We start from the raw sequence: 20,514 nt of genomic DNA, 5'->3' as shown, positions 1-20,514 counted from the left end.
TATGCACATGCCCTGCTCGATGTGGCTGAAGCGTCTGGTGGTGGTCAGCTTGTCCCTCGCGGTGCTGGGCGGTTGCTCCAGCTCGGATGACGACGACAAGACACCCGCGGCGGATGGCGGGACGAACAATCCGGATGGGGGTGGCACCGCCAGCGGCGACTGCCTGGGAGAGACGTTCCTGGAGTCGCTGGGCAAGGACCGGCTACTGGTAGGCGCGCAAATGGAGGACAGCACTGCGGCCAGCGCTCCATTCGACGTGCATTACCTGTACATCGCCAGCGGACTGGTGGACTCGAACAACGTGTGCACGTCGTGCACTTCTGGGTGCAGCGCTGGGGGAACATCCTGCGCGAACGGAGAATGCTCGTGGTGGGGGTGCTGGCAGGACCTGTCGCAGCCACCGGGAGACTACATACGCACGTTCGTATCTGCGGCAGCGGGGCGAAAGAAACCGCAGATTCCGTTCATCACGTACTACCAGCAGTTGCTGGGCAGCGTGGGCCCTTCGGGCGAGGGCGAGCAGCAACTCACGGCACTCAACGACGCGGCGGTGATGCGGCGCTACTTCGCGGACTATCGCTTCACGCTGCAGCAGGTGGGCAGCGCGCGCGCCCTGCTCCACCTGGAGCCGGACCTGTGGGGCTATCTCCAGTTCTTCTCCAATGGCAACCCGGACTCGGTGCCCGCGCAGGTGGCGAGCGCGAACAACACGGATTGCGGAGGCATGGCGAACACCGCGTCGGGCCTGAGCCGCTGCATGATTGCGATGGCGCGCAAGTACGCGCCGAACGCGAAGGTGAGCCTGCACGCGAGTCCCTGGTCGACGCGCGTCGACGTGTACCTCAACACCAACGCGTCCTTCGACATCGCGGCCGAGGCGCGCAAGGTGGCCGACTTCCTGTCGAAGCTGGGCGCGGCGGACACGGACTTCATCGTCGTGGAGGCGTCGGACCGCGACGCGGGCTTCTACGACAGCATCGGCGAGGAGACGTGGTGGGACGTGGACAACCGCAAGCTGCCCCACTTCCGCCAGGCCTTCACCTGGGCCGCCGCCATCTCCGAGCGCCTGGGCAAGCCGAACTTCTGGTGGCAGTTGCCGGTGGGCAACATGAGCCTGCCGAACAACAACACGCGCTGGAAGGACAACCGCGTGGACTACTTCTTCTCGCACACCGCGGAGCTCGCCGCCGCGCACTCCGTGGGCTTCTCCTTCGGCGCGGGTGAGGGCCGACAGACGTCGCCGGAGACCGACAACGGCAACCTGGCCAGCCGCGTCCGTGCGTACGAGCAGGCCGGTGGACAGGTGCCTTGCGTGAAGTAGCCGTCCGGACGGAGGCGGGACCGCGGTGAATCGCGCTCCCGCCCCGTTCAGAACAGGCGTGAGTAGGTGGGCCTCGCGTCCGGCCTCGGCGTCCACCGCCGGCCGTCGCGAGGCAGCCAGAGCAGGTGGAAGTGCTCCGCGGGGCCCTCGTAGCGCACCGGGTGCTCGCCGCGCTCGAGCACGAGCTCCGCCTGGGTCACCCGCTGGCCATCGATGAACAGCGCGCCCGTCTCGAGCACCGACGCGGGCTCGACGAAGTAGCGCCCCTGCCGCACGGCGAGGAAGCGGTCCTCCAGCCTGTCCCCGTTCTTCACGTCGTACCGCTGGCCCCAGAGGAACAGGTCCCCGTCGTACGGCTGGTAGTGCGTGTCGAGGAACCCGCGCAGCCCGGGCGGCAACCCGGACGTCCGCAGGTCATCCACGCGCAGCACGCAGCCCTTCTCCACCAGCGCCTCGGGCACCTCGCGGGCCAGTTGGTCCGGGATGGCGCCGCGCAGGTACGCATCCGTGTAGAAGTAGAAGTGCGCGTGCGGCCGGCTCACGTAGCCGCCGGAGTTGTCATAGGCCACGTCCTCCGGCCCCGTGAGCGTGGCGATGCGCTCGAGCACCTCCCGCTGTCTGGCATTGCCCTCCCCGTCGAGCAGCGACTCCAAGCGCCACGCCTGAAGGCAGACGAGCACGCCCAGCGCCACGCCCAGGGCCACCCGCGCGCGCACGTGCTCGACGAGGACGCCCACCCCACGCGCCATGAACGGCGCGAGCACGCCCAGCCAGGGCAGCAGGCTGTATGGGAAGGGCGCGCGCTGGAGCGCGTAGGAGCCGAACGTCGCCACCACCGCGAGCAGCAACAGCAGGTCCGTGTCCGCCCAGCGCGCGGGCCCCGCGCTCCACCACCGTCGCACCGTCGCCGCCACGCCCAGCCCCGCCAGGCCGAAGAGCCACGGCTGCTCACGCAAGAGCGGCCCCATGTAGTCCCATGGCGAGAAGCCGGGATAGTGACGCTGGTGCTCGGCGGCCCACACGAAGCACCATTGCCACCACGCGCTCCACGACGCCGTCGCCGTGAGGTACGCCGCCACCGCCGCGAGCCCCACGCCCGCGCCCGCCAGGAACATCCCCGGCTGCGTCACCAGCGCGGGTGCACGTCCGCGCCGAACCATCAGGTCCACCGCGAGCGCCGCGCCCACCACCCCGCCGAAGAACAGCACCTTCTGCGAGGCCCACAGCGCGGCCACGTACGCCAGCCCCGCCACGAAGCCTGGCCACCGCGTCCCCGGCCGCACCGACAGCGCCGCGAGCACGCCCAGGAACAGCGCCGTGGATAGCGCATCCGGACGAATCTCCGTGGCGAAGCGCGTGAAGGGCACGCACGAGAGCAGCAGCAGCGGCCCCAGCCAGCGCACGACCGGGCCCTCGCGCCGGTTCAGCACCGCCACCGCGACACAGCTCCCCAACAGCGGCACCAGCATGGCCGCGCGCAACGCGAGCACGCCCCTGGGCGAGTCCCCCAGCAGCCAGAACAACGGCGCCAGCGCCTGGTACACGAGCGGGAAGTGCACCTCGAAGAAGTCCCGGTAAGGGACCTGCCCCTTCGAGACGAGCCACGCCGCATGGGCATACTGGAACTCGTCGATGCTGAAGGCCTTGTGCAAGGCCAGTCGCGCGGCCAGCCCCCCCAACCCCAGGAGTCCCAGCCCAAGTCCCACGCGCGTCCACCGTGCGTCCGTCATCGGCCGCCCTCTTACCCCGAATCCCTCCCACCTCCTGGGGTGGTCCTGACCGCATGAACCGAGCATCAACTTTTGATAGTAGGGAACTATTTTGACCCAGTTGTGCACCCCGCTCTTTCCGTGTATCTCGTCTTTACCCTGTGAGCTTCAAGGGGAGCGGGCCGCCCCCTCATCCCGTGACGACACCTCCAGGTCGGGGCGGCCCGCGTCATTTCGCAGAGGGGGAATCACCACATGTCTCAGCACCAGCCGTGGGGCGCCAGGCGCTCCGCGATTGCTCGTTCATGTCTTGGGGCCGTTGGAGCCGTGGCGTTGGTCTGGGGAGCCGTCGCGCCGGGGAGCGCGCAGGCCGCCCTCCAACTGCCCGGGCTGGACCTCACCGCGCACTGCGTGCAGCGCTACGGCTCGGGAGCCTTCGCCACGCTGACCGCGAACAATGCGTATGGCTGGTCCTGCTACAAGAATGGCCAGTACCTGGGAATGGACCTCAACCAGGCGTGCCAGACGCAGCACACGAATGGCTTCCAGGCCGCGTACCGCAACTTCAACGACGCCTATTCCTGGTACTGCCAGCTCCGCGCGAACTACACGTCGCAGCAGGGGCTGACGCACTCGCTCTATGTCTGGAAGGGGCAGTACGTCGCCCTGCGCACGCCGGACATCACCACCTGCGCGAGCTCGACGAAGGAAATCACCGCGCAGATGGCCCTGCTGGTGGATGGGTTCGACCGGGGCTACACCTTCTACAAGGACGTCACGGGCGCTCAGCCCTCGCTCTTCCGCAACTACTACGGCTTGAACAGCATGGCCGTGCTGCCCTCGGGGTACGCGACGGGCTGCGGCAGCTCCACGGACCCGGCCTGCGGTGAGCGCGGCCGGACGGGCATCGAGTTCCGCTACAACCTGTACCAGACGGACATCTGCGCGGAAGCCCTCGCCACGGTGGCGACGCTCAACAACACGGGATTCTACGAGCTGGGCCGCAACTTCTGGTTCTACGAGAACCAGCTCGCGTCCACCAACGGCAACTACGCCCACGCCATGGTGACGGGCTACGCGGTGCTGATGCGCTTCCTGTCCATGGACTATTACGCGCTGCCCGTCTCCACGGGGCACGCGGGCCTCTACAACAACGTGAAGGCCCTGGTGAACACGTACCGCACCCTCACGGCGCCGTGCACGACGCCGGGCGTCTCCGGCACGCGCGTCTCGCCGGGCAGCACGACGTGCTACCAGCATGACTGGGCGAATACGCTGCTCGTGAAGCAGGGCGTCGGCGGCCTGGACACGACGGACCTGTTCGCCTCCTTCGTGCTCCGCCTCAAGCACGTCCACGGCTGGCCCTTCATCTTCCAGCTCTGGCGCAAGGTGGGCGCCATCCCCGGCACGGCGACGAGCCCCTACACCTCGGCGGACAACTTCGTGCTCGCCGCCAGCCGCGCGGCCAACGTCAACCTGGCCGACGTGTTCGAGATTGCCTGGCGGTGGCCCGTGAGCATGTCCGTGCGCAACACGCTCCAGAGCGAACTCGGCAATCCGGTGAGCACCACGCCGTATCTGTGAACCCGGCCCGAGCTGGGCGGTGCATCTCGCCGCTCACCGGTCCAGGCGACGACGGGAGCGGGCGCGCGCGGCCTCCAGCGCCGAGTCCACGCCGCCCTCCCCTGCTGGCTTCGCCCCGGAGGTGTCTGTCTTCGGCTCCGGGGTGCTCGAGGTGGACGTGGGCGACTCCAAGGCGCCCCGTGTGCTGTCGGGTGTGGGCATCGTCACGCCGGGAGCGGCCCCTCTCGGCGTGGCGGTGCCCCGTGAAGTCGCGGAGGCCACGCGCTGCCGGGGCGCGGAGAGGAAGCGCCTCACGGCGACCTCGGTGAGCAACACCAGCATCGCGAGCGACACCAACCACGGCGCCAGCGCGAGCTGGCCCTCGGACTCGGGGGCCTCGGCGAAGAGGCCCGTCATGGACAGTCGCTCCACGCCGCCTCCCACGGCGGCGAGGGCGCGCAGCAGCGCCAGACCCTCCTTCGGACTTCCTGGCTCGAACTCCGGAGCGTACGGCAGCGCGACGGGCGGTGCCCTCAAGGCGCGCGTGCCCACGCGGACCACCGGGTGCCATGTGCCGCTGCCTTCCAGTGGGAGCTCCGCCACCAGCCGGTCGTCGTCCTCCCAGCGCATGGGCAGCTCCACCGGCTCCGACCTGCCATCGCCCGCGAGCAACATCATCGAGGGCAGCGTGCCGGGCAGCGGCGCCTCGGGAGGCAGGTCCAGCGTCACCCGCAGGAGGTGTCCGCGGCGCTCGGAGCGCACCACCGCCTCGCCCAGCGGAGACGAGCCCGCCAGCGTCCAGCGCACCATCGCCTCCAGCGTCGCGCGCAGCGAGGCCCACTGGCGCAGCTCTCCGGTGAACGGGCCGTCGACCTCGGCGGTGAAGGCCACGGTGCGGCCCGCGCCTCGGGGCCACATCGCGAGGACCGGGGCCGCGTGGGTGTCGAGCGTGCGCAGCGCCACGTTGGCTTGAGGGCGCAGGTACGTGAGGTTGTAGCCGCCCACCTGGGGCAGGCCCTCGGAGGGGAGCCGGCCCAGGAGCGGCAGGTCGGGCGCGGCCTCCATCGACACGGGCTCGTCGATGAAGGTGGCCCGGGCGACCGCGAGCGTCTCCTGGCTGAAGATGCGCGGCAGGCTCATCGCGTCCTCGGCGAAGTAGATGCGTCCGCCGCCGCGCTGGGCCACTTCCATGAGGAGCTTCGCGTCGGAGTCCTTCGGCGTGCCCAGGCCGATGACCGACACCGTCACCGACTTGGATTGGAGTTCCTCGAGCGTGCGCCGGAAGTCGTCGGGCTCCTCGGAGTCCGCGGCGTCGGAGAAGAGCAGCACGTGGCGCGTGGCCTTGTCGCTCTGGAGGATTTGCTTGCGGCCGGAGCGCAGCGCCTCGCCCACGTAGATGCCGCCGCCTCCGCTGAAGCCCTGGGCGACCTTGTCGAAGGGCAGGCCCGCCTGGACCGAGCGCAGCGGGAAGATTTCGTGGGTCTCCGTGTCGATCATGTGCACGGAGGCCTCGTCCTGGGGGTTGAGCAGCGAGAGCGCGGCGACGACGCCCTCGGCGGCGACCTCCATCTTGGTGCGCCCGTCGGGCACGGTGGCGCCCATGGAGCACGAGCAGTCCATCAGGATGCTGATGGCGATGGAGGCACGGCGGACCTCCTCGCGCATCTCCAGCGACACGGGGAGAAGGGGCTCGATGGGCGAGCGACGGTAGCCGCCCTCGCCGAAGCTCTCGCGTCCGCCGGTCATCACGAGCCCGCCGCCGGCCTGCTCCACGTAGGACGCGAGCGCGTTGAGGCCCGGTTCGCCGAGCAGGTTCGCGTCCACGTTCTCGAGCACCACGCTGCCCACGCCGTCCAGGTCATCGAGGGACAGGCGGAAGGGGGCGCGGACATCGACGAGCAGGCCCGTGGCCTGGAGCGCCTGCGCGAGCGTGCCCTTGGGTTGGTGGGTGAGCAGCAGCACGCGGCCCGGGCCCTCGACGCGCAGCACCGCGAGGCCCTTGTCGTTCTCCACCACGCCGTCGCCGGGGACCTCCACGGTGAGCTGGTAGCGCGCGAGGCCGGGCTCCTCGATGAGGTCCCTGAGCGGCAGCACGTTGGGGCCGGGCAGGAAGTCGAAGGGACCTTTCACGAGCACGCGGCCGTTGCGCTCCAGGCGCACGGTGCCGGTGACGGCCGCCGAGGCGTACACCTGGGCGGAGAACTGGAAGGGCTCGCGCGCGGCCACGACGGTGGGCACGTCGAGCGAGACGACGGCGACGTCCAGCGCGGGCTCGGGCCGGGCGAGCTGTCGCCAGTCCACGGCGATGCCTCGGGCCGCGAGCCTGCGCGCCGCGCCTCGTGCATCCGTGCCGGTGGCGCGGCCGTCGGAGAGGACGAGCACGCGGCCGGTGCGCTCTTGCGGGATGAGGACATTGGCGGCGTCGAGCGCGCCGGACAGGTCCGACGCCTCGGCGTCCAACGGTCGGCTGAAGCCACCGAAAGCGCCGACCGAAGACAGGGGCTGTTCCACCCGGGCCTCGCGGCCGAAGGTGATGACGCCCACGCGGTCGCCGGGGCGCCGCTGGGATTCCAGGTGCGAGATGAGCTCCTGGGCCGTGCGGTCCACGTCGCGAGGCATGGAGGCCGAGCGGTCCACGATGACGACCACGTCACTGCCCGCGTCCTCGCGGCGGCAGCTCGGGCCGGACAGCGCGCCGACCACCAGCACGACCAACGTGGCGCGCAGCCACATCGGCGGACCGGGCCTGCGGCCGTACTTCCACAGGAAGAGGCCGAGCGGGATGAGCAGCATCCACGCCTGCGGGAGCGCGAAGGTCATGACACCCGCCTCGTGACGTAGAAGTCGCCCATCAGCGCGAGCAGGAGCAGCACCAGCGGCCAGCGCATCCGCTCGGAGGCCCCTGCTCCCTCTGCATCCTCGCCGGACTCACGCGGGGGGATGTCCACGCTGCCGCGTCCGCGCAGGTCCGACTCGCGCGCATCCATCGTCAGCACCACCGCGGCGTCGACGACTTCACCGTCGCGCTCCAGTTCGTAGCGTCCAGGCGAGGAAGGCGGAGGCAGGCTCACCGCGCCCGCGCCGAACACGGGCTTCTCCCCCTCCGGCCCCACCAGCGTGTAGCGCTCGCCGGGCAGCGTCACCACCTGGAGCGGCTCGCCCAGCGAGAGCTGCCTTCGCGCGAAGCCCTCCCGCGAGCGACGCGCCTCGCGCACCACGTTGCCCAGCAACACCGGCCACGCGGACACACGCTGCACATTGGAGCGAGCCAGGTCGATGTTGAGGTGCACACGTCCGTCCTCTCCCTCCGACACCAGCACCGCTTCCCCCGCGGTGATGAGCGGACGTCCGGGCGGATTCTCCCCCGCGGACCAACGCACGCCCGCGAGCTGCACGTCGTCGAGCAGCGGATGTCCCTTCTCGGAGAAGAACGGCCCCACGAAGGTCCGGGGCTTGCCCGTGGCTCCCACCGTCACCCTTGCATCCGTGCCTTGCGGACCGATGAGCAACACGTCCTCCGCCGCGGCCTCGCGCGACAGGTCCGGGATGGCCGAGACGAAGCGCTCCAGCGCGCCCCGCTCCAGCGGCCCCAGCCCCTGCGCCAAACGCACCGCGAGCGGCCGCGCCGACGACACGGGCAGCGTCGCCCGGTTGTCCTCCGGCAGTGCATCCGGAGCGATGAAGACACTCACCTCGCCCGCGTCCTGGAACGTGACGCGCACCGTGGCCGTCTCCCCATCCTTGAACGACACCGTCTCCGCGCGCGACGTCCCCTGCTTCGCGCCCGCCCCAGGCTGCGCGGTCATCCGCACCGACACCGAGTCCGGACTCACACCGAAGCGCGCCACCCGCAACGTCACCGTCGACGCACCGCCTTCGTCCTTCCGCTGCGCGGAGACGAGCGCCACGTTGTCGCGCGCCGTGCCCAGCGCCGTCCACCGCACCGGCGCGGGCACCACGAGCCCCTCGGCCGGCGGCGCATCGGTGAAGAAGTCCACGTGCTTCCCCGGTCCCGCGAGTTCCTGTGCCCACAACAACGTGGGGATGGGGTCATGGTCCGCGCCCAGCGCATTGAAGGACTCCAGCGCGGCCAACGCCCGCGAAGGCTCCGCCTCCGGCCCCGCGAGCACTCGGGGCGTCATGCCCGTCGCCAGCACTGTCACCCGCGTGGCCTTCGCGGTCTCCACCCGACGCGCGGCCTCGCGGCGCACCAACTCCAGCACCGTCACGTTGTCCGGCCCCCGCGCGGACATGGACAGGCTCCCATCCACCACGAGCACCAGGTGTCGGCTCCGAGCCGACTCACCCAGTCGCACGTCCGCCAGATACAGCGCCGCGGCGATGACCGCGAGCACCTCCAGCAGCAGCGACACCTCCCGCGTGAAGCGCTCCCAGCGAGGCCCCGCCTCGGCGCGAGGGCTCGGCGTACGCCACAGGAACAGCGCGCTCACCACCACCGGCTTCTGCCGCCGCCGCAGGAAGTACGCCGCCACCAACGGCACCAGCGCGCCCAGGGCCAGCAAGCCCCACGGGAAGCCGAAGCTCACGCGCCACCTCCCGCCACGAAGAGCGGATGCAGCGGCCCCGCCACCAGCGCGGCCAGCGACTCCGTGGCAGGCGCCGTCACCAACAGCCCACGCGCACGCAGCGCCGCGCCCCGCAGCAATCTCTGATGCTCCTCGAAGCGCCGCGCATACGCCGCCAGCACGTCCTCCGTCAGCAGCTCCTCCAACGCCGCGCCGCTCTCCGAATCCACCAACCTCGCGCCCTCGCCGCCCGACGGCGACAGGTCCTCCTCATCCAACACCTGCACCAGGAAGCACCCCGCCGCCCCACGCGACAGCCGGGACACCAGCGCGGGCAGGTCCGCCTCGAACAGGAAGTCACTCACCACCACGCGCAGCCCACAGGGCCGGGGCGGAGGCAGTCGCCCCAGCGCCGTCGCCAGGTCATCCCGCGCGTCGAACTCGAGCGCCCGCAGCACCGCCCGACACCCCGCCCCCTGCATCCGCTCCGCGCGGACCGCCGTGGTCAGCAGCGTCGGGCTCAACCCCTGCCGCGCCGCCACCTCGCACACCAGCAGCGCCAGCTCCTTCGCGCACGCGGCCTTGCGCGGCGACAGCGCCATGGAGCGAGAGCCATCCACCACCACCTCCACCCGGGGCGACACCTCGTCCTGCCGCACCCGGAGGATGAGCTCATCGGTCCGCGCCACCGCGTTCCAGTCGAGCTGCCGCAGGTCATCTCCCGGCTGATACGCCCGGAAGTCATGCAGCTCCAACGAGCTGCCCATCGACGACGCGCGCACCTCGCCCACCCGGCCCCGGTGCGGCCCTCGCGGCAGCGCCAGCGCGAGCCCCGGGGCCAGCCGCCCCACCGCCGCTTCGTCCATGGGAGCGGGCCCGCTCACAGCCGATGGGCCCGCTTCTCACGCTCGGTCAGCACCCGGTCGGCCAGGAACGCGCACAGCAGCGCCAGCCCTCCCAGGAAGCCCACCATGGCCCAGGACATCTCGGGCAGCCCCGTGGAGTAGTCATGCGACGAGAAGTTGGCCACCCCCACCACCGGGTTCAGGAGGTTGATCAACGAATCGCCCGCCTCCAGCCCCACCACCTCCGCGAAGAGCGGCGGCAGGCCCGCGGCCATACCCACCGTCGCCACGAAGAGCAGCCGCACCGCCGCGGGCGAGGAGAACCGGTCCGACTTCGACATCCGCCCCAACAGCAACGCCAGCGACAGGTAGAGGACCGAGTACGCCGGCATCACCGCCATCACCATGCGGAACGGCTCGCTGCGCGACGAGGTGTGCTCGGAGAAGAGCGCCGCCAGGAACCACGCGACGTTCCAGCCCACCAACAGCAACACCGCCAGCCGGAAGCCCCGCAGCGCCCCCGGCCGCATCAGCGACCAGGGGCCCGTGTCCGCTCGCAGCGCGCGCGCCTGTCCATCCACGTCCGAGGCCATGAACAGGCTCACCAGCGTCAGGTGCACCGTCCCCAGCGTGGCGAACACCTCCGTCACCACGTGCTTCTTGTCATCCACCCACCAGAGCACCAGGCCCGCGAGCAGGGCCACCCCCATCTGCGCCGCCACCGCCCGACGCGGGCCGCGCGTGTAGTCCTCCGTGGACAAGGACAGCCGCGACGCGGCCACCTCGAACAACAGCCACCCGTCCAGGAGCATCAACCCCAGACAGATGCTCATCGCGAGCAACACCCCGTCCGTGTGCAGCAGCCGGTCCGCCGCGTCCGTCAGCGCGCTAGCGATGCCGAGCGCCATCGCGAACGCGAGGCCCAACGCGCCCAGCACCACGAAGTGCACCAGGCCCCGCCCCATCCGGCTGTCCGCCAGCGTCGCCGCGCACACCGCCACCACCGTGAGGAACACGAGCCACGCCGCGCTCAACCCCAACACCACCAGGATGGTCGGCAGCGCGATGCCGTTGAGGTAGTAGCTGAAGAGCAGGAAGGGCCCCACCGCCGAGGCATACAGCGCCGCCTGCACCAGGAACGACAGCACCTTGCCCCGTAGAATCCTCCGAGGCCCCAGCCCCGTGAGCACCAGCAGCACCCACGTGTCGTCCTCGCGCTCCCGCGCCAGCGAGCGGTACGCGCTGTACGGAATCACGAAGAAGTGCACCACCGCCAGGCACACGAAGAACGCGAAGAAGTACGTCTGCCCGAACTGGGAGAACGCCGCGTCCCGCGTCTGCACGAAGGCCACCAGCGCCAGCACCACGCACGACAGCAGCATCAACCCGAAGCACGCCCAGAAGATGCGCGTGCGGAAGCCCTGACGGACCTCCTTCACCACCAGCGGGTTGAGCCGGTCCCCCCACCGCGCCTGGAAGCCGCCGCCGCTCGCGGACACCGCGCCACCGGTCGGCTCCGCCACGGGCGCCCCCGAGGTCGTCTCCATGGGCGCGCTCACGCGAGCCTCCCCTTCGTCACCGTCATGAAGGCATCCTCGAGGTTGCGCTCACGCATGCCGAACGCGCACACCGGCAGGCCCGCCGTCACCAGCACCGCCAGGAGCGCCGCCGACGCCACGTCCGCGCCCGTGCCGGGCTCCAGCTCCAGACCCACCCGCAGGGACTCACCCTCCTTCGACACCCGCGACACCCGGGGCTGCTCCAGCAGGAGCCGCTCCGCGCGCGCCCACGCACCTTCCGACTCCGGCCCCGTCGCCAGGCGCACCGTCAGCTCCACCGAGGCGAGGTTCGTGTCCTGCTGGAGCAGGTCCTCCACCTTGCCCGTGGCCAGCAGGCGCCCCTGCTCGATGATGGCGCACGTGTCGCAGATTTCAGCCAGCTCCGTGAGGATGTGGCTGGAGATGATGACCGCCTTGCCCTGGTCCGCCAGCGCCCGCAGCAGCTCGCGCAGCTCGATGCGCGCCCGGGGGTCCAGGCCATCCGCCGGCTCGTCCAACAAGAGCAGCTGGGGGTCGTGCAACAGCGTGCGCCCCAACGCCACGCGCTGCCGCATTCCCTTGGACAGCGCGGTGGTGAGCTTGTCCGCGAGCGGCCCCAGGCCCGTGAAGCCCATCACCGACTCCACGCGCTGGCGCCGCTTCGCGCCCGTCAGCCCATAGGCGCGCGCGAAGAAGTCCAGGAACTCGAAGACGGTGACGTCGTCATAGGTGCCGTACCGGTCCGGCATGTAGCCGATGAGCGGCCGCACCTTGTCCGGCGTGTCCACCAGCGAGTGGCCCCCGAGCAGCACCTCGCCGGACGTGGGCGCGTCCAGCGTCGCGAGGATGCGCAGCGTGGTGCTCTTGCCCGCGCCGTTCGGACCGATGAACCCCAGGATGCTGCCCGCCTCCAGTTGGAAGGACACGTCGTCCACCGCCCGCAGGGCGCCGTAGTCGCGCCTGAGGCCCTTCACCTCCAGCAACGCGCTCATGGCCTCACCTCGCCCCGAATCAGATGCACGCTCGCCTCCACCTCCGCGCTCAAGGCGCTGGTGGGCAACGGGCCCGGGCCACTCGTGCGCACGACGAACTCCTTGTCCTTCAGCTCCCTGCGGAAGAGCGGCAGCGCGGCCTGCAGGCGGTACTGGGCCGAGGAGGGCATGCCCACCTCCACCAGGGTGTCCGCCGCGTTGGCCTGCGAGGGCCCCAGGTCCGGCTCCGCGGCCCCCAGCGCGCCCTCCTCGCCATCCGCCAGCCGGGGCAGCCGGCGCACCTGACCGTTCCAGCGCAGGATGCCTTCCTCCACGACGACGCCCAGCGCGTTCTGGACCTTGGGTTCTCCGCCCGTCTCCACCAGCACCAGTCGGGCGCGCGAGGGGACCACCGCGAGCTCTCCCCACTCGCGATAGGTGCGCGGTGGCAGGAAGCCATCTCCCACGGTGAGCCCGCCCGTCCAGTCCAGGTCGGCCATCAGGTCCTCCGTGTCGTGCGGAGCGATGAGCACGCTCGACGAGGGCAGGCGCAGCGGCTCGGGTGACAGGTTCGCGTACCAGCCCGACAACCCCACCGTCACCGCGCGGGCCCGGGCGCCATCCAGGTACGTCAGGCTGTAGCGCGCCGTGTGCACCGCGAAGCCATCCACCAGCACGGACCAGGCGATGAGCACCAGACACGTCACCAGCGACACGGCGGGCACCGCGATGAGCACCGCCACCGGGCCCCGGCGCTTCGTCAGCCACCAGGCCCCGGGCCCCACCAGCAGCGCGAACGCCGTCATCAGGAGCAGGAACGGCCCCACCGGCGCGCGGGCGGTGCCCAGCAGCGGCGCCTCGTCGTCACCGAACGACACCTTCGAGGCCCACCGTGAGCGCAGCCCCTGCGGGCGCGTCTTGCCCCGGTTGTCGTCCGTGAGGGTCGACAGCTCCGACTGAATCTTGTGCCGACACGTGGCCGCGGAGTTGTCGCAGGTCCACACGCCGCCGAAGGCGTAGGGCCCGTCCTGGAGCGGGACGGACTGGAGCAGTTGCAGCCGCTCGCGCAAGTCCCTCGGAGGGTTGGCGACGACGAGCCGGCCTCCCGACAGCGCATAGGACTCCAGCACGGCCCACACATCCGCGGGGACCTTCGTCGCCGTCTCGGTGAGGACCACCATCTCGAAGCCCGCGTAGGCCGCCAGCTCGCGCGGCGCCTCTTGCGCGTCGATGAAGCGCACGGAGAACAGCGGGTCCTCCTGCTCCGGCGTCTTGGTCAGGCCCGTGACGGCCTCGAAGGACTCGCTGTTGCCCACCACCAGCACGTGCTCGAAGCGGTCGTTGTCGGGGAACAGGTGCTCGGTGATGGGCGGCAGGCCGGGGACCTCGACGGTCAGCGCGCCGGAGTGCCAGGCCACGGGCGCCATCAACCAGGTGACGAGCCGCTGGCGAGGCGCCAGCTCCACGGTGCGCTCGACGGCGTGCGTGACGTCGCCGTAGGAGGGTCGGAAGGACAGGTGCACCGGGTGCGGCTGGGCGTCGCCGTTGTGGAGGGTCACCTCCGCCGCCCAGTAGCCGCGCTGGGGCTTGAGCGAGCCCCGGCGCACCGTGACGCGCAGGTAGTCCTGGGCGAGCGAGTCCACCGAGCCGCTCGCATCGCGGTAGCCGGTAGGCGCCTTCACGGCCGTGGCGGCGGTGGCGACGTCCACGGGAGCGGCCGCCTCGACGACCGGCGGCGGGGTCCCCAGGAGCAGCCACACCGACAGCACCACGACGCTAGTCACGCGGCACCTCGGGCACGGCCTGCAGCAGCGCGCCCACCACGTCCGACGCGGACACCTTCTCCAGCGAGGCCTCGTACGCGAGCACCAGCCGGTGGTTGAGCGCGGCGGGGGCGGCGGCCACCACGTCGTCGAAGCCGACGTTGGGCCGGCCGTGCATCAAGGCCCGCGCGCGTCCGGCCGCCGCGAGCGCGAGCGCGGCGCGGGGGCTCGCGCCATAACGCACGAAGCGGCGGACGGCCTCGGGCGCGGAGGCCTGGCGCGGGTCGCTCGCCTCCACCAGCCGCCCGATGAAGTCCGCCACCGGGCCGGGCAGGTGGACGCGGTCCACGGCGGCAAACAGGCGCGCGAGCCCGTCCGCGTCGAGCACGGGGGACAGCTCCGGCGGCGCGCCGCGCACGCGCGTGGTGAGCAGCGCGCGCAGCGTCTTGGCGCCCACGGGGGGCACCTGGATGCGGAAGAGGAAGCGGTCGAGCTGGGCCTCGGGCAGGGGATAGGTGCCCTCCAGCTCGATGGGGTTCTGCGTGGCGAGCACGAAGAACGGGTCCGGCAGCGCGCGCGTCTGGCCGAGCACCGTCACGCGGCGCTCCTGCATGGCCTCCAGCAGCGCGGCCTGCGTCTTCGGGCTGGAGCGGTTGATTTCATCCGCGAGCACGAGGCTGGCGAACAGCGGACCCTCGCGGAAGACGAAGTCGCGGCGGCCCTCGCCCTCCAGCACGTAGGTGCCGGTGATGTCGCCGGGCAGGAGGTCCGGGGTGAACTGGATGCGGCGGAAGGGCAGCGCGAGCAGCTTCGCCAGCGACTTGCACAGCTCCGTCTTGCCCAGGCCGGGCAGGCCCTCGAGCAGCACGTGTCCGCGCGCGAGCACCGCCATGACGACCTGCTCGACGACGGTCTGCTGGTCCAGCATGACGGTGTCGAGCCGGGCCTTGAGCTGGTTCGCCACCTCCGCCGCCCCCTGCGCCTCGGCGGGACTGAGAAGTTCCGCTGCCACGTGTGTTCTCCCCTTCCGGACTACTCTCCACCAAAGTACCGCTTCACGAGGTCGCGGTTGCGCGGCAACAGCGGCTGTCCGCCGGTCCCCGCCGCCGCGTCGCCCTGAGCGCTGGTCCCCTGACCGCGCGCCGCGCCCCGGGCCCCCGTGCCTCGCCGAGGGTCCGCCGCCTCGAGCCCCCACAGCTCACCGGCCTCGCCGCCGTGTCCCTCCGGAAGCGGCTCGAACGCGAGCCGGTCCGGGTCCATCTCCGCCGCGCCCCCGAAGACGAGCGGATTCGAGCCGCCCCCTTCCGAGGGAGCCCCCGAGCCCGCGCCCTGGCGCACCGCGCGACTCGCGTGGCCCTGGCTGTTGCCGCGCCCGCCGCCCTGGCCTTCGCCACCCTCCTGCCCCTCGCCGCCTTCCTGCCCTTCACCGCCTTCTTGCCCCTCGCCACCTTGTCCCTGGCCCGCTTGCTGGCGACTGCCTTCCTGCCGCCCGCTCGAGCCTTGTCGAGGACGCGAGCGTTGACTGCGGGCCTGCGCGCCCTGCCCCTCACGCGGCTCGAAGCGCTGGGCGAGCGACTGCCTTCGACGCTCCAGCGACTGGCGCAGTTCCGAGATCTGGTCCACCGAACCGGAGGACTGGGCGCGCGCCTGCTCCTGTCGCGAAGCGCCCTGCTGACCTTCGCTCGGATTGCCGCCTTGCTGTCCCGCGTTCGCCTGGCCCTGCTCGCCGCCCTGTTGCCCGGAGTTCGGTGCGCCCTGCTCGCCGCCCTGTTGTCCCGCGTTCGCCTGGCCCTGCTCACCGCCCTGTTGCCCCGAGTTCGACGCGCCCTGCTCCGAGCCCTGCTGCCCGTTCTCGGAGCCCTCTTGCGCCGAGCCCTCCGCGCCCGCGGACTGGAGCGCCATGAGCGCGCGCTCGAGGGCCTCGCGCTCACGGGACGCGGACTCCGCGCCCCCCGCGGCGCCGAGCGCATCCTCCAGCTCACGCGCGGCCTCGGAGGCCTGGGCCAGCTCGGCGGCGGCCTCGGCGGCGCGCTCGGCGAGTCGACGCTCCATCGAGTCGGCGGCCTCCCAGTCACCCGAGTCGAAGCGACCCGAAGCCACTTCCTCGGACAGGCGACGCAGCTCGTCCTCCACGGCCTCGCCCAGGGGCTCCTCGCGGGCCAGGGCCTCGGCCTGTGCCTTCACCGCGTCCACCTTCGCCGCGGCGGCGGCATGGACACCCCGGGACGCGCGCGGTGCGGGCAACGGCATCAGGAAGCCGATGAGGGCGAACACCAGCGCGCCGGCGAGCGCCGCCACGGGGCGCTGCCACTTCAGCTGCGGAGGCTTCACCTCGCGGGCGAGCTGATTGACGGAGAGCTCCCACTCCCCCACGGGGCGCTCCAGCCGGGTGAGCAGCAACCCGCCCGCGTTGGCCGAGCGGTCCGCGAGCACGGCCGCATGCTCGAGCGAGACATGGCGCGCGCGGGCACGTCGCCACCACCATGCGAGGCCCGCGAGCACGAGCGGCGGCAGGGCCCAGACGCACTGCTGGCGCAACAGGAGCCGGGCCAGCACGCAGGCGGTGCTGGTGGCCCAGAGGGGAGCGAGGCCGGCCTCCGCCCACGCGAGGGCATTGAGGCGTCGCTGGACGCGGCGCACCGGAGCAAGCACCAGAGCCTGGAGGCGGCGTTCTTCGCTGGCGGCCATGAGGAAGGACCAGTGTCGGACACTCGGGGTGCCCGGACAAGCCGCTCGGTGTCGAGCGTCGGCGAGGGCAGGTGGGCGGCGTTCGTGTCGACCTGAACGGTCGCCTGCTCTCGAAGGACGGGAAAACACCCGGGCACTGCCCTGAACTGAACGGGGGGCGGCAAGGTGGGCTTTGCCCTGGATGCGGCGCGCTGTCGGAATGCGGCGCATCGCGAAGCATCCGCTTTCCGGGGGGAATCCATGTCGACGCGAGAGGCGAAATCGAACGAGGTGCGCCAGCCGCGCAAGGACTTCAGCGAGACGGCGTGCAGGGCCCGAGGCAACGAGGTGTCACGGCGCACCGCGCGCTCGCGCTCGGCGCCCGAGTTGTTCGGACCGGCGGAGCAGCTCCAGGTCCCGGGCGAGCTCACGGCGTTCGTTCCGATGGAGGCACAGCCGGAGCCGTCCTGGCGTCCGGGCATGGGCGTGATTCCGTACGACGGCGGCGCGACGTTCCGCGTGTGGGCGCCGCATGCGCAGCGCGTGCAGGTGGTGGGGGACTTCAGCCACTGGCACGCGGTGGAGCTGGCGCGCGAGCCCTCGGGCAACTTCTCCCGGGACATCCAGGGGGCGTACAACGGACAGCAGTACCAGTACATCGTGCAGGGCCGTTACGGCGACTGGCGCTGGCGCAACGACCCGAGGGCCGCGGACGTCACGAACTCCACGGGCAACAGCGTCATCCTGGACCACCGTGACTTCGTGTGGCGGTACGACGGGCACTTCCAGATGCCCGCGCGGCACGAGGCGGTCATCTACGAGCTGCACATCGGCACGTTCCACGACTCACCGGGCTGGGGGCCGGGGCACTGGTTGAGCGCCATCGACAAGCTCGACTACCTGAGGGATTTGGGCGTGAACCTGGTGGAGCTGATGCCCTCGGCGGAGTTCGCGGGGGACTTCTCGTGGGGCTACAACCCGACGTTCCCGTTCGCGCCGGAGAGCACGTATGGCGCGCCGAACGACCTGAAGCGCTTCGTGGACGAGGCGCACCGGCGCGGCATCGGCGTCATCATGGACGTGGTCTACAACCACCTGGGGCCCAGTGACTTGCCGCACTGGGACTTCGATGGAGAGACGTTCGGCCGAGGGGGCGTGTACTTCTACGCGGACTGGCGCGCGAGCACGCCGTGGGGGGACACGCGTCCGGACTACGGGCGTCACGAGGTGCGCGACTACCTGCGTGACAACGCGCTGATGTGGCTGCGCGAGTACCACATGGATGGCTTGCGCGTGGACGCGACGAAGGAGATTCGCACCACGAGCGGCGTGGACAATCCGGCGGGCTGGGAGTTGTTGCGCTCGATTACTGAGGCGGTGAAGCGCGAGTTCCCGTGGAAGCTGCTCATCGCGGAGGACATGGCGGCGGACCCGGCGGTGACGCATCCGCAGGGAGCGGGGTTCGACGCGCAGTGGGACGCGGCCTTCGTGCACCCGGTGCGCGCCGCGCTCACGGCGCCGTTCGACGAGTGGCGGGACTTGAGCGCGGTCCGGGACGCGCTGTACTTCCGTTACAACGGTCAGTCGATGCAGCGGGTCATCTTCACGGAGAGCCACGACGAGGTGGCGAACGGCCGCAGCCGGTTGCCCACGGAGGTGTCGCCGTACAACCCCGGGGACGTGCTGGCGAAGAAGAAGGCGTTGCTGGGCGCGGCGCTGACGCTGACGGCGCCGGGGATTCCGATGTTGTTCATGGGGCAGGAGTTCCTGGAGGACGGGCACTTCGATGATGGGGACCCGCTGGACTGGAACAAGTCGGACTGGTTCGGGGGAATCCTCCAGGCGCATCGGGACCTCATCCGCCTGCGGCGCAACTGGCACGACACGAGCGCGGGGCTGCGGGGCGAGGGCGTCAACGTCTTCCACCTGAACCACGACGACAAGGTGCTCGCGTTCCACCGGTGGCAGCACGGGGGAGCGGGTGACGACGTGGTGGTCATCGTGAACCTGGGGCACCGGACGTTCAGCGGGTACGAGCTGGGCCTGCCCTCGGATGGACTGTGGCGGGTGCGGTTCAACAGCGACTGGCAGGGCTACTCCCCGGACTTCGGTGGCACGCACGTGCACGACTTCTGGAGCACATGGGGAGAGCGGGATGGAATGCCCGCGCGCGGAGCCGTGTCCCTGGGCGCGTACAGCGCGGTGATTCTCTCCAGGGACCGCTGGTAGCCTGCGGGCGGATGCTGCTCGCCCGACCTCCTGACCTCGCGCCTCGCGCTCCGTGGCCGGACATGCCCCTGGTGGTGTGGCCGGCCGCGCTCGCCATGTGGGGCCCCGGGGACATGTCGTCGAAGCACGCCCACCACGCGATGCACCTCATGCTGTGCCGCACGGGCACGCTCTCCATCCGAGTGGACTCGGCCAGGAAGGACACGCGCGCGGCCGGAGTCCTCGTGGGGCCCGATGTCCCACACGCGCTCGATGCCCGAGGCACGGAGGTCGTCCTCCTCTTCGTCGAGCCCGAGAGCCATGACGGTCTGCGCCTCCGCGCGTCCCTCACCGAATCCGTCCGACTCTTCGACGAGGCCGCGCGCGACGCCCTGCTCGCCAGTCTGCCGCGCGCGGGGCCCATTCCCCACGCGGACATCGGCCCGTGGATGGAGTCCACGCTGGAAGCCCTCGCCGGCCCCAGCACCACCGCCGCCCCGCGCATGCACCCTCGCGTGCGCAAGCTCCTGCGCCACCTGCGCGCCGACCCCGCTCCCGAGGACACCTCCCTCGAAGCGCTCGCCGAGGTCGCCGGCCTGTCCTCCGGCCGCCTGATGCACGCCTTCACCGAGTCCACCGGCGTGCCCCTGCGCCCCTATCTCCTCTGGCTCAGACTCCAGCGCGCCGCCGGCGCCATCGCCTCCGGACGCACCGCCGGAGAGGCCGCGCACGCCGCCGGCTTCTCCGACTCCGCCCACCTGACGCGCACCTTCCGGCGCATGTTCGGCACCACGCCCTCCTTCCTCCAACGTCGCAGCCAGTTCGTTCAAGCCCAGGCCAGGGCCCCCGACGCATCTTGAGCAGCGTCAGGCCGGGCCCCCTCCCGACCTTCCGAGCCAGGAGCCTCGCCGTGTCCTTCGCCCTCGTGCTGCTCTCGTTCTTCGCCCTCTTCCACCTGCCCCCGCTGCGCAGGCTGCCCGCGCTCTCCACCCCCGCGAGCCGCGCCGCCATGGCCGCGGGCCTCTTCTTCATCGGCGCCGGCGTCATGCACTTCCTCATGCCCGCGCGCTACGACGCGATGATTCCGCCGCAGCTCCCCTCACCCCGCTTCTGGACGCTCCTGTCCGGCGTGCTCGAAGTCGCAGGCGGCGTGGGCCTCCTCCTCCCGCGCACCCGAAAGCTCGCGGCACTCGGCCTCATCGCACTGCTCGTCGCCATCCTCCCCGCGAACCTCCACGAGGCCTCGGCCAACTCCGCCTCACACGTGCTGCCCTTCCCGGACTGGTACTTCTGGCTGCGCCTCCCCTTCCAACTCGTCTACATCGCCTGGGTGGCGTGGGCCGGTGGACTGTTGCCCTCCCAAAGCCGTGCGAGGCGCGCCATGGCTGGTTAGGCTCGCCGCC

General features: G+C 71.2%; 14 protein-coding genes. 5 read left to right on the top strand and 9 right to left on the bottom strand.

Annotation, left to right across the window (positions count from 1 at the left end; translation table 11 throughout):
• Positions 1-7: 7 nt before the first annotated feature.
• Complete coding sequence (locus VZQ01_RS25795) at positions 8-1,321, top strand: hypothetical protein (RefSeq protein WP_267699382.1); 1,314 nt, start codon at positions 8-10, stop codon at positions 1,319-1,321.
• A gap of 47 nt (positions 1,322-1,368) precedes the next feature.
• Here the strand turns inward: VZQ01_RS25795 and VZQ01_RS25790 are convergent, their stop codons facing one another.
• Positions 1,369-3,051 carry a hypothetical protein gene (locus VZQ01_RS25790; protein ID WP_426744943.1) on the bottom strand — a complete coding sequence of 561 codons (1,683 nt, stop codon included), beginning with the start codon at positions 3,049-3,051 and terminating at the stop codon, positions 1,369-1,371.
• Between the two features lie 306 nt (positions 3,052-3,357).
• Here VZQ01_RS25790 and VZQ01_RS25785 point away from each other — a divergent pair, with 306 nt between their 5' ends.
• On the top strand, positions 3,358-4,614 hold the full coding sequence (locus VZQ01_RS25785) for a calcium-binding protein (RefSeq protein ID WP_426744942.1): 1,257 nt from the start codon (positions 3,358-3,360) through the stop codon (positions 4,612-4,614).
• Positions 4,615-4,647: 33 nt separating this feature from the next.
• On the opposite strand, the gene VZQ01_RS25780 is transcribed toward VZQ01_RS25785, so the two are convergent.
• From VZQ01_RS25780 to VZQ01_RS25745, 8 genes are read right to left on the bottom strand one after another with little or no spacing between them, the layout of a single operon-like run.
• On the bottom strand, positions 4,648-7,413 hold the full coding sequence (locus VZQ01_RS25780; protein WP_426744941.1) for a VWA domain-containing protein: 2,766 nt from the start codon (positions 7,411-7,413) through the stop codon (positions 4,648-4,650).
• On the bottom strand, positions 7,410-9,140 hold the full coding sequence (locus VZQ01_RS25775) for a vWA domain-containing protein (protein WP_426744940.1): 1,731 nt from the start codon (positions 9,138-9,140) through the stop codon (positions 7,410-7,412). Before VZQ01_RS25775 ends, VZQ01_RS25780 begins: the two co-directional genes overlap by 4 nt.
• Entirely contained in the window at positions 9,137-9,985 is an 849-nt protein-coding gene (locus VZQ01_RS25770) for a DUF58 domain-containing protein (protein ID WP_267699378.1), read from the bottom strand. Before VZQ01_RS25770 ends, VZQ01_RS25775 begins: the two co-directional genes overlap by 4 nt.
• Before the next feature lie 14 nt (positions 9,986-9,999).
• Positions 10,000-11,523 carry an ABC transporter permease gene (locus VZQ01_RS25765; protein ID WP_223782626.1) on the bottom strand — a complete coding sequence of 508 codons (1,524 nt, stop codon included), beginning with the start codon at positions 11,521-11,523 and terminating at the stop codon, positions 10,000-10,002.
• Positions 11,520-12,494, bottom strand: coding sequence for an ABC transporter ATP-binding protein (locus VZQ01_RS25760; protein WP_223747037.1), 975 nt, complete (start codon positions 12,492-12,494; stop codon positions 11,520-11,522). The genes VZQ01_RS25765 and VZQ01_RS25760 overlap by 4 nt, the downstream gene beginning before the upstream one ends.
• Positions 12,491-14,257: a hypothetical protein gene (locus tag VZQ01_RS25755; protein ID WP_426744939.1), complete on the bottom strand. Its 1,767-nt coding sequence runs from the start codon at positions 14,255-14,257 to the stop codon at positions 12,491-12,493. Before VZQ01_RS25755 ends, VZQ01_RS25760 begins: the two co-directional genes overlap by 4 nt.
• Positions 14,250-15,248 carry an AAA family ATPase gene (locus tag VZQ01_RS25750; protein ID WP_223747035.1) on the bottom strand — a complete coding sequence of 333 codons (999 nt, stop codon included), beginning with the start codon at positions 15,246-15,248 and terminating at the stop codon, positions 14,250-14,252. The genes VZQ01_RS25755 and VZQ01_RS25750 overlap by 8 nt, the downstream gene beginning before the upstream one ends.
• A 20-nt stretch (positions 15,249-15,268) precedes the next feature.
• A complete protein-coding gene (locus tag VZQ01_RS25745; RefSeq protein WP_426744938.1) occupies positions 15,269-16,924 on the bottom strand; it encodes a hypothetical protein in 1,656 nt (551 codons plus the stop codon).
• Between the two features lie 240 nt (positions 16,925-17,164).
• Here VZQ01_RS25745 and VZQ01_RS25740 point away from each other — a divergent pair, with 240 nt between their 5' ends.
• The 3 genes from VZQ01_RS25740 (at position 17,165) to VZQ01_RS25730 (ending at position 20,504) form a co-directional block, all read left to right on the top strand.
• Positions 17,165-19,132, top strand: a complete 1,968-nt coding sequence (locus VZQ01_RS25740) for an alpha-amylase family glycosyl hydrolase (protein WP_426744937.1) — start codon at positions 17,165-17,167, stop codon at positions 19,130-19,132.
• A 62-nt stretch (positions 19,133-19,194) separates the two neighbouring features.
• Positions 19,195-19,971, top strand: a complete 777-nt coding sequence (locus VZQ01_RS25735) for a helix-turn-helix domain-containing protein (protein ID WP_408889073.1) — start codon at positions 19,195-19,197, stop codon at positions 19,969-19,971.
• A gap of 50 nt (positions 19,972-20,021) precedes the next feature.
• Positions 20,022-20,504 carry a DoxX family protein gene (locus tag VZQ01_RS25730; RefSeq protein ID WP_141331101.1) on the top strand — a complete coding sequence of 161 codons (483 nt, stop codon included), beginning with the start codon at positions 20,022-20,024 and terminating at the stop codon, positions 20,502-20,504.
• The last annotated feature ends 10 nt before the right edge of the window (positions 20,505-20,514 follow it).

The organism is Myxococcus faecalis, from assembly GCF_050039385.1.
Classification (GTDB): domain Bacteria; phylum Myxococcota; class Myxococcia; order Myxococcales; family Myxococcaceae; genus Myxococcus; species Myxococcus fulvus.
This window is presented reverse-complemented; position numbering and strand designations above follow the sequence as displayed.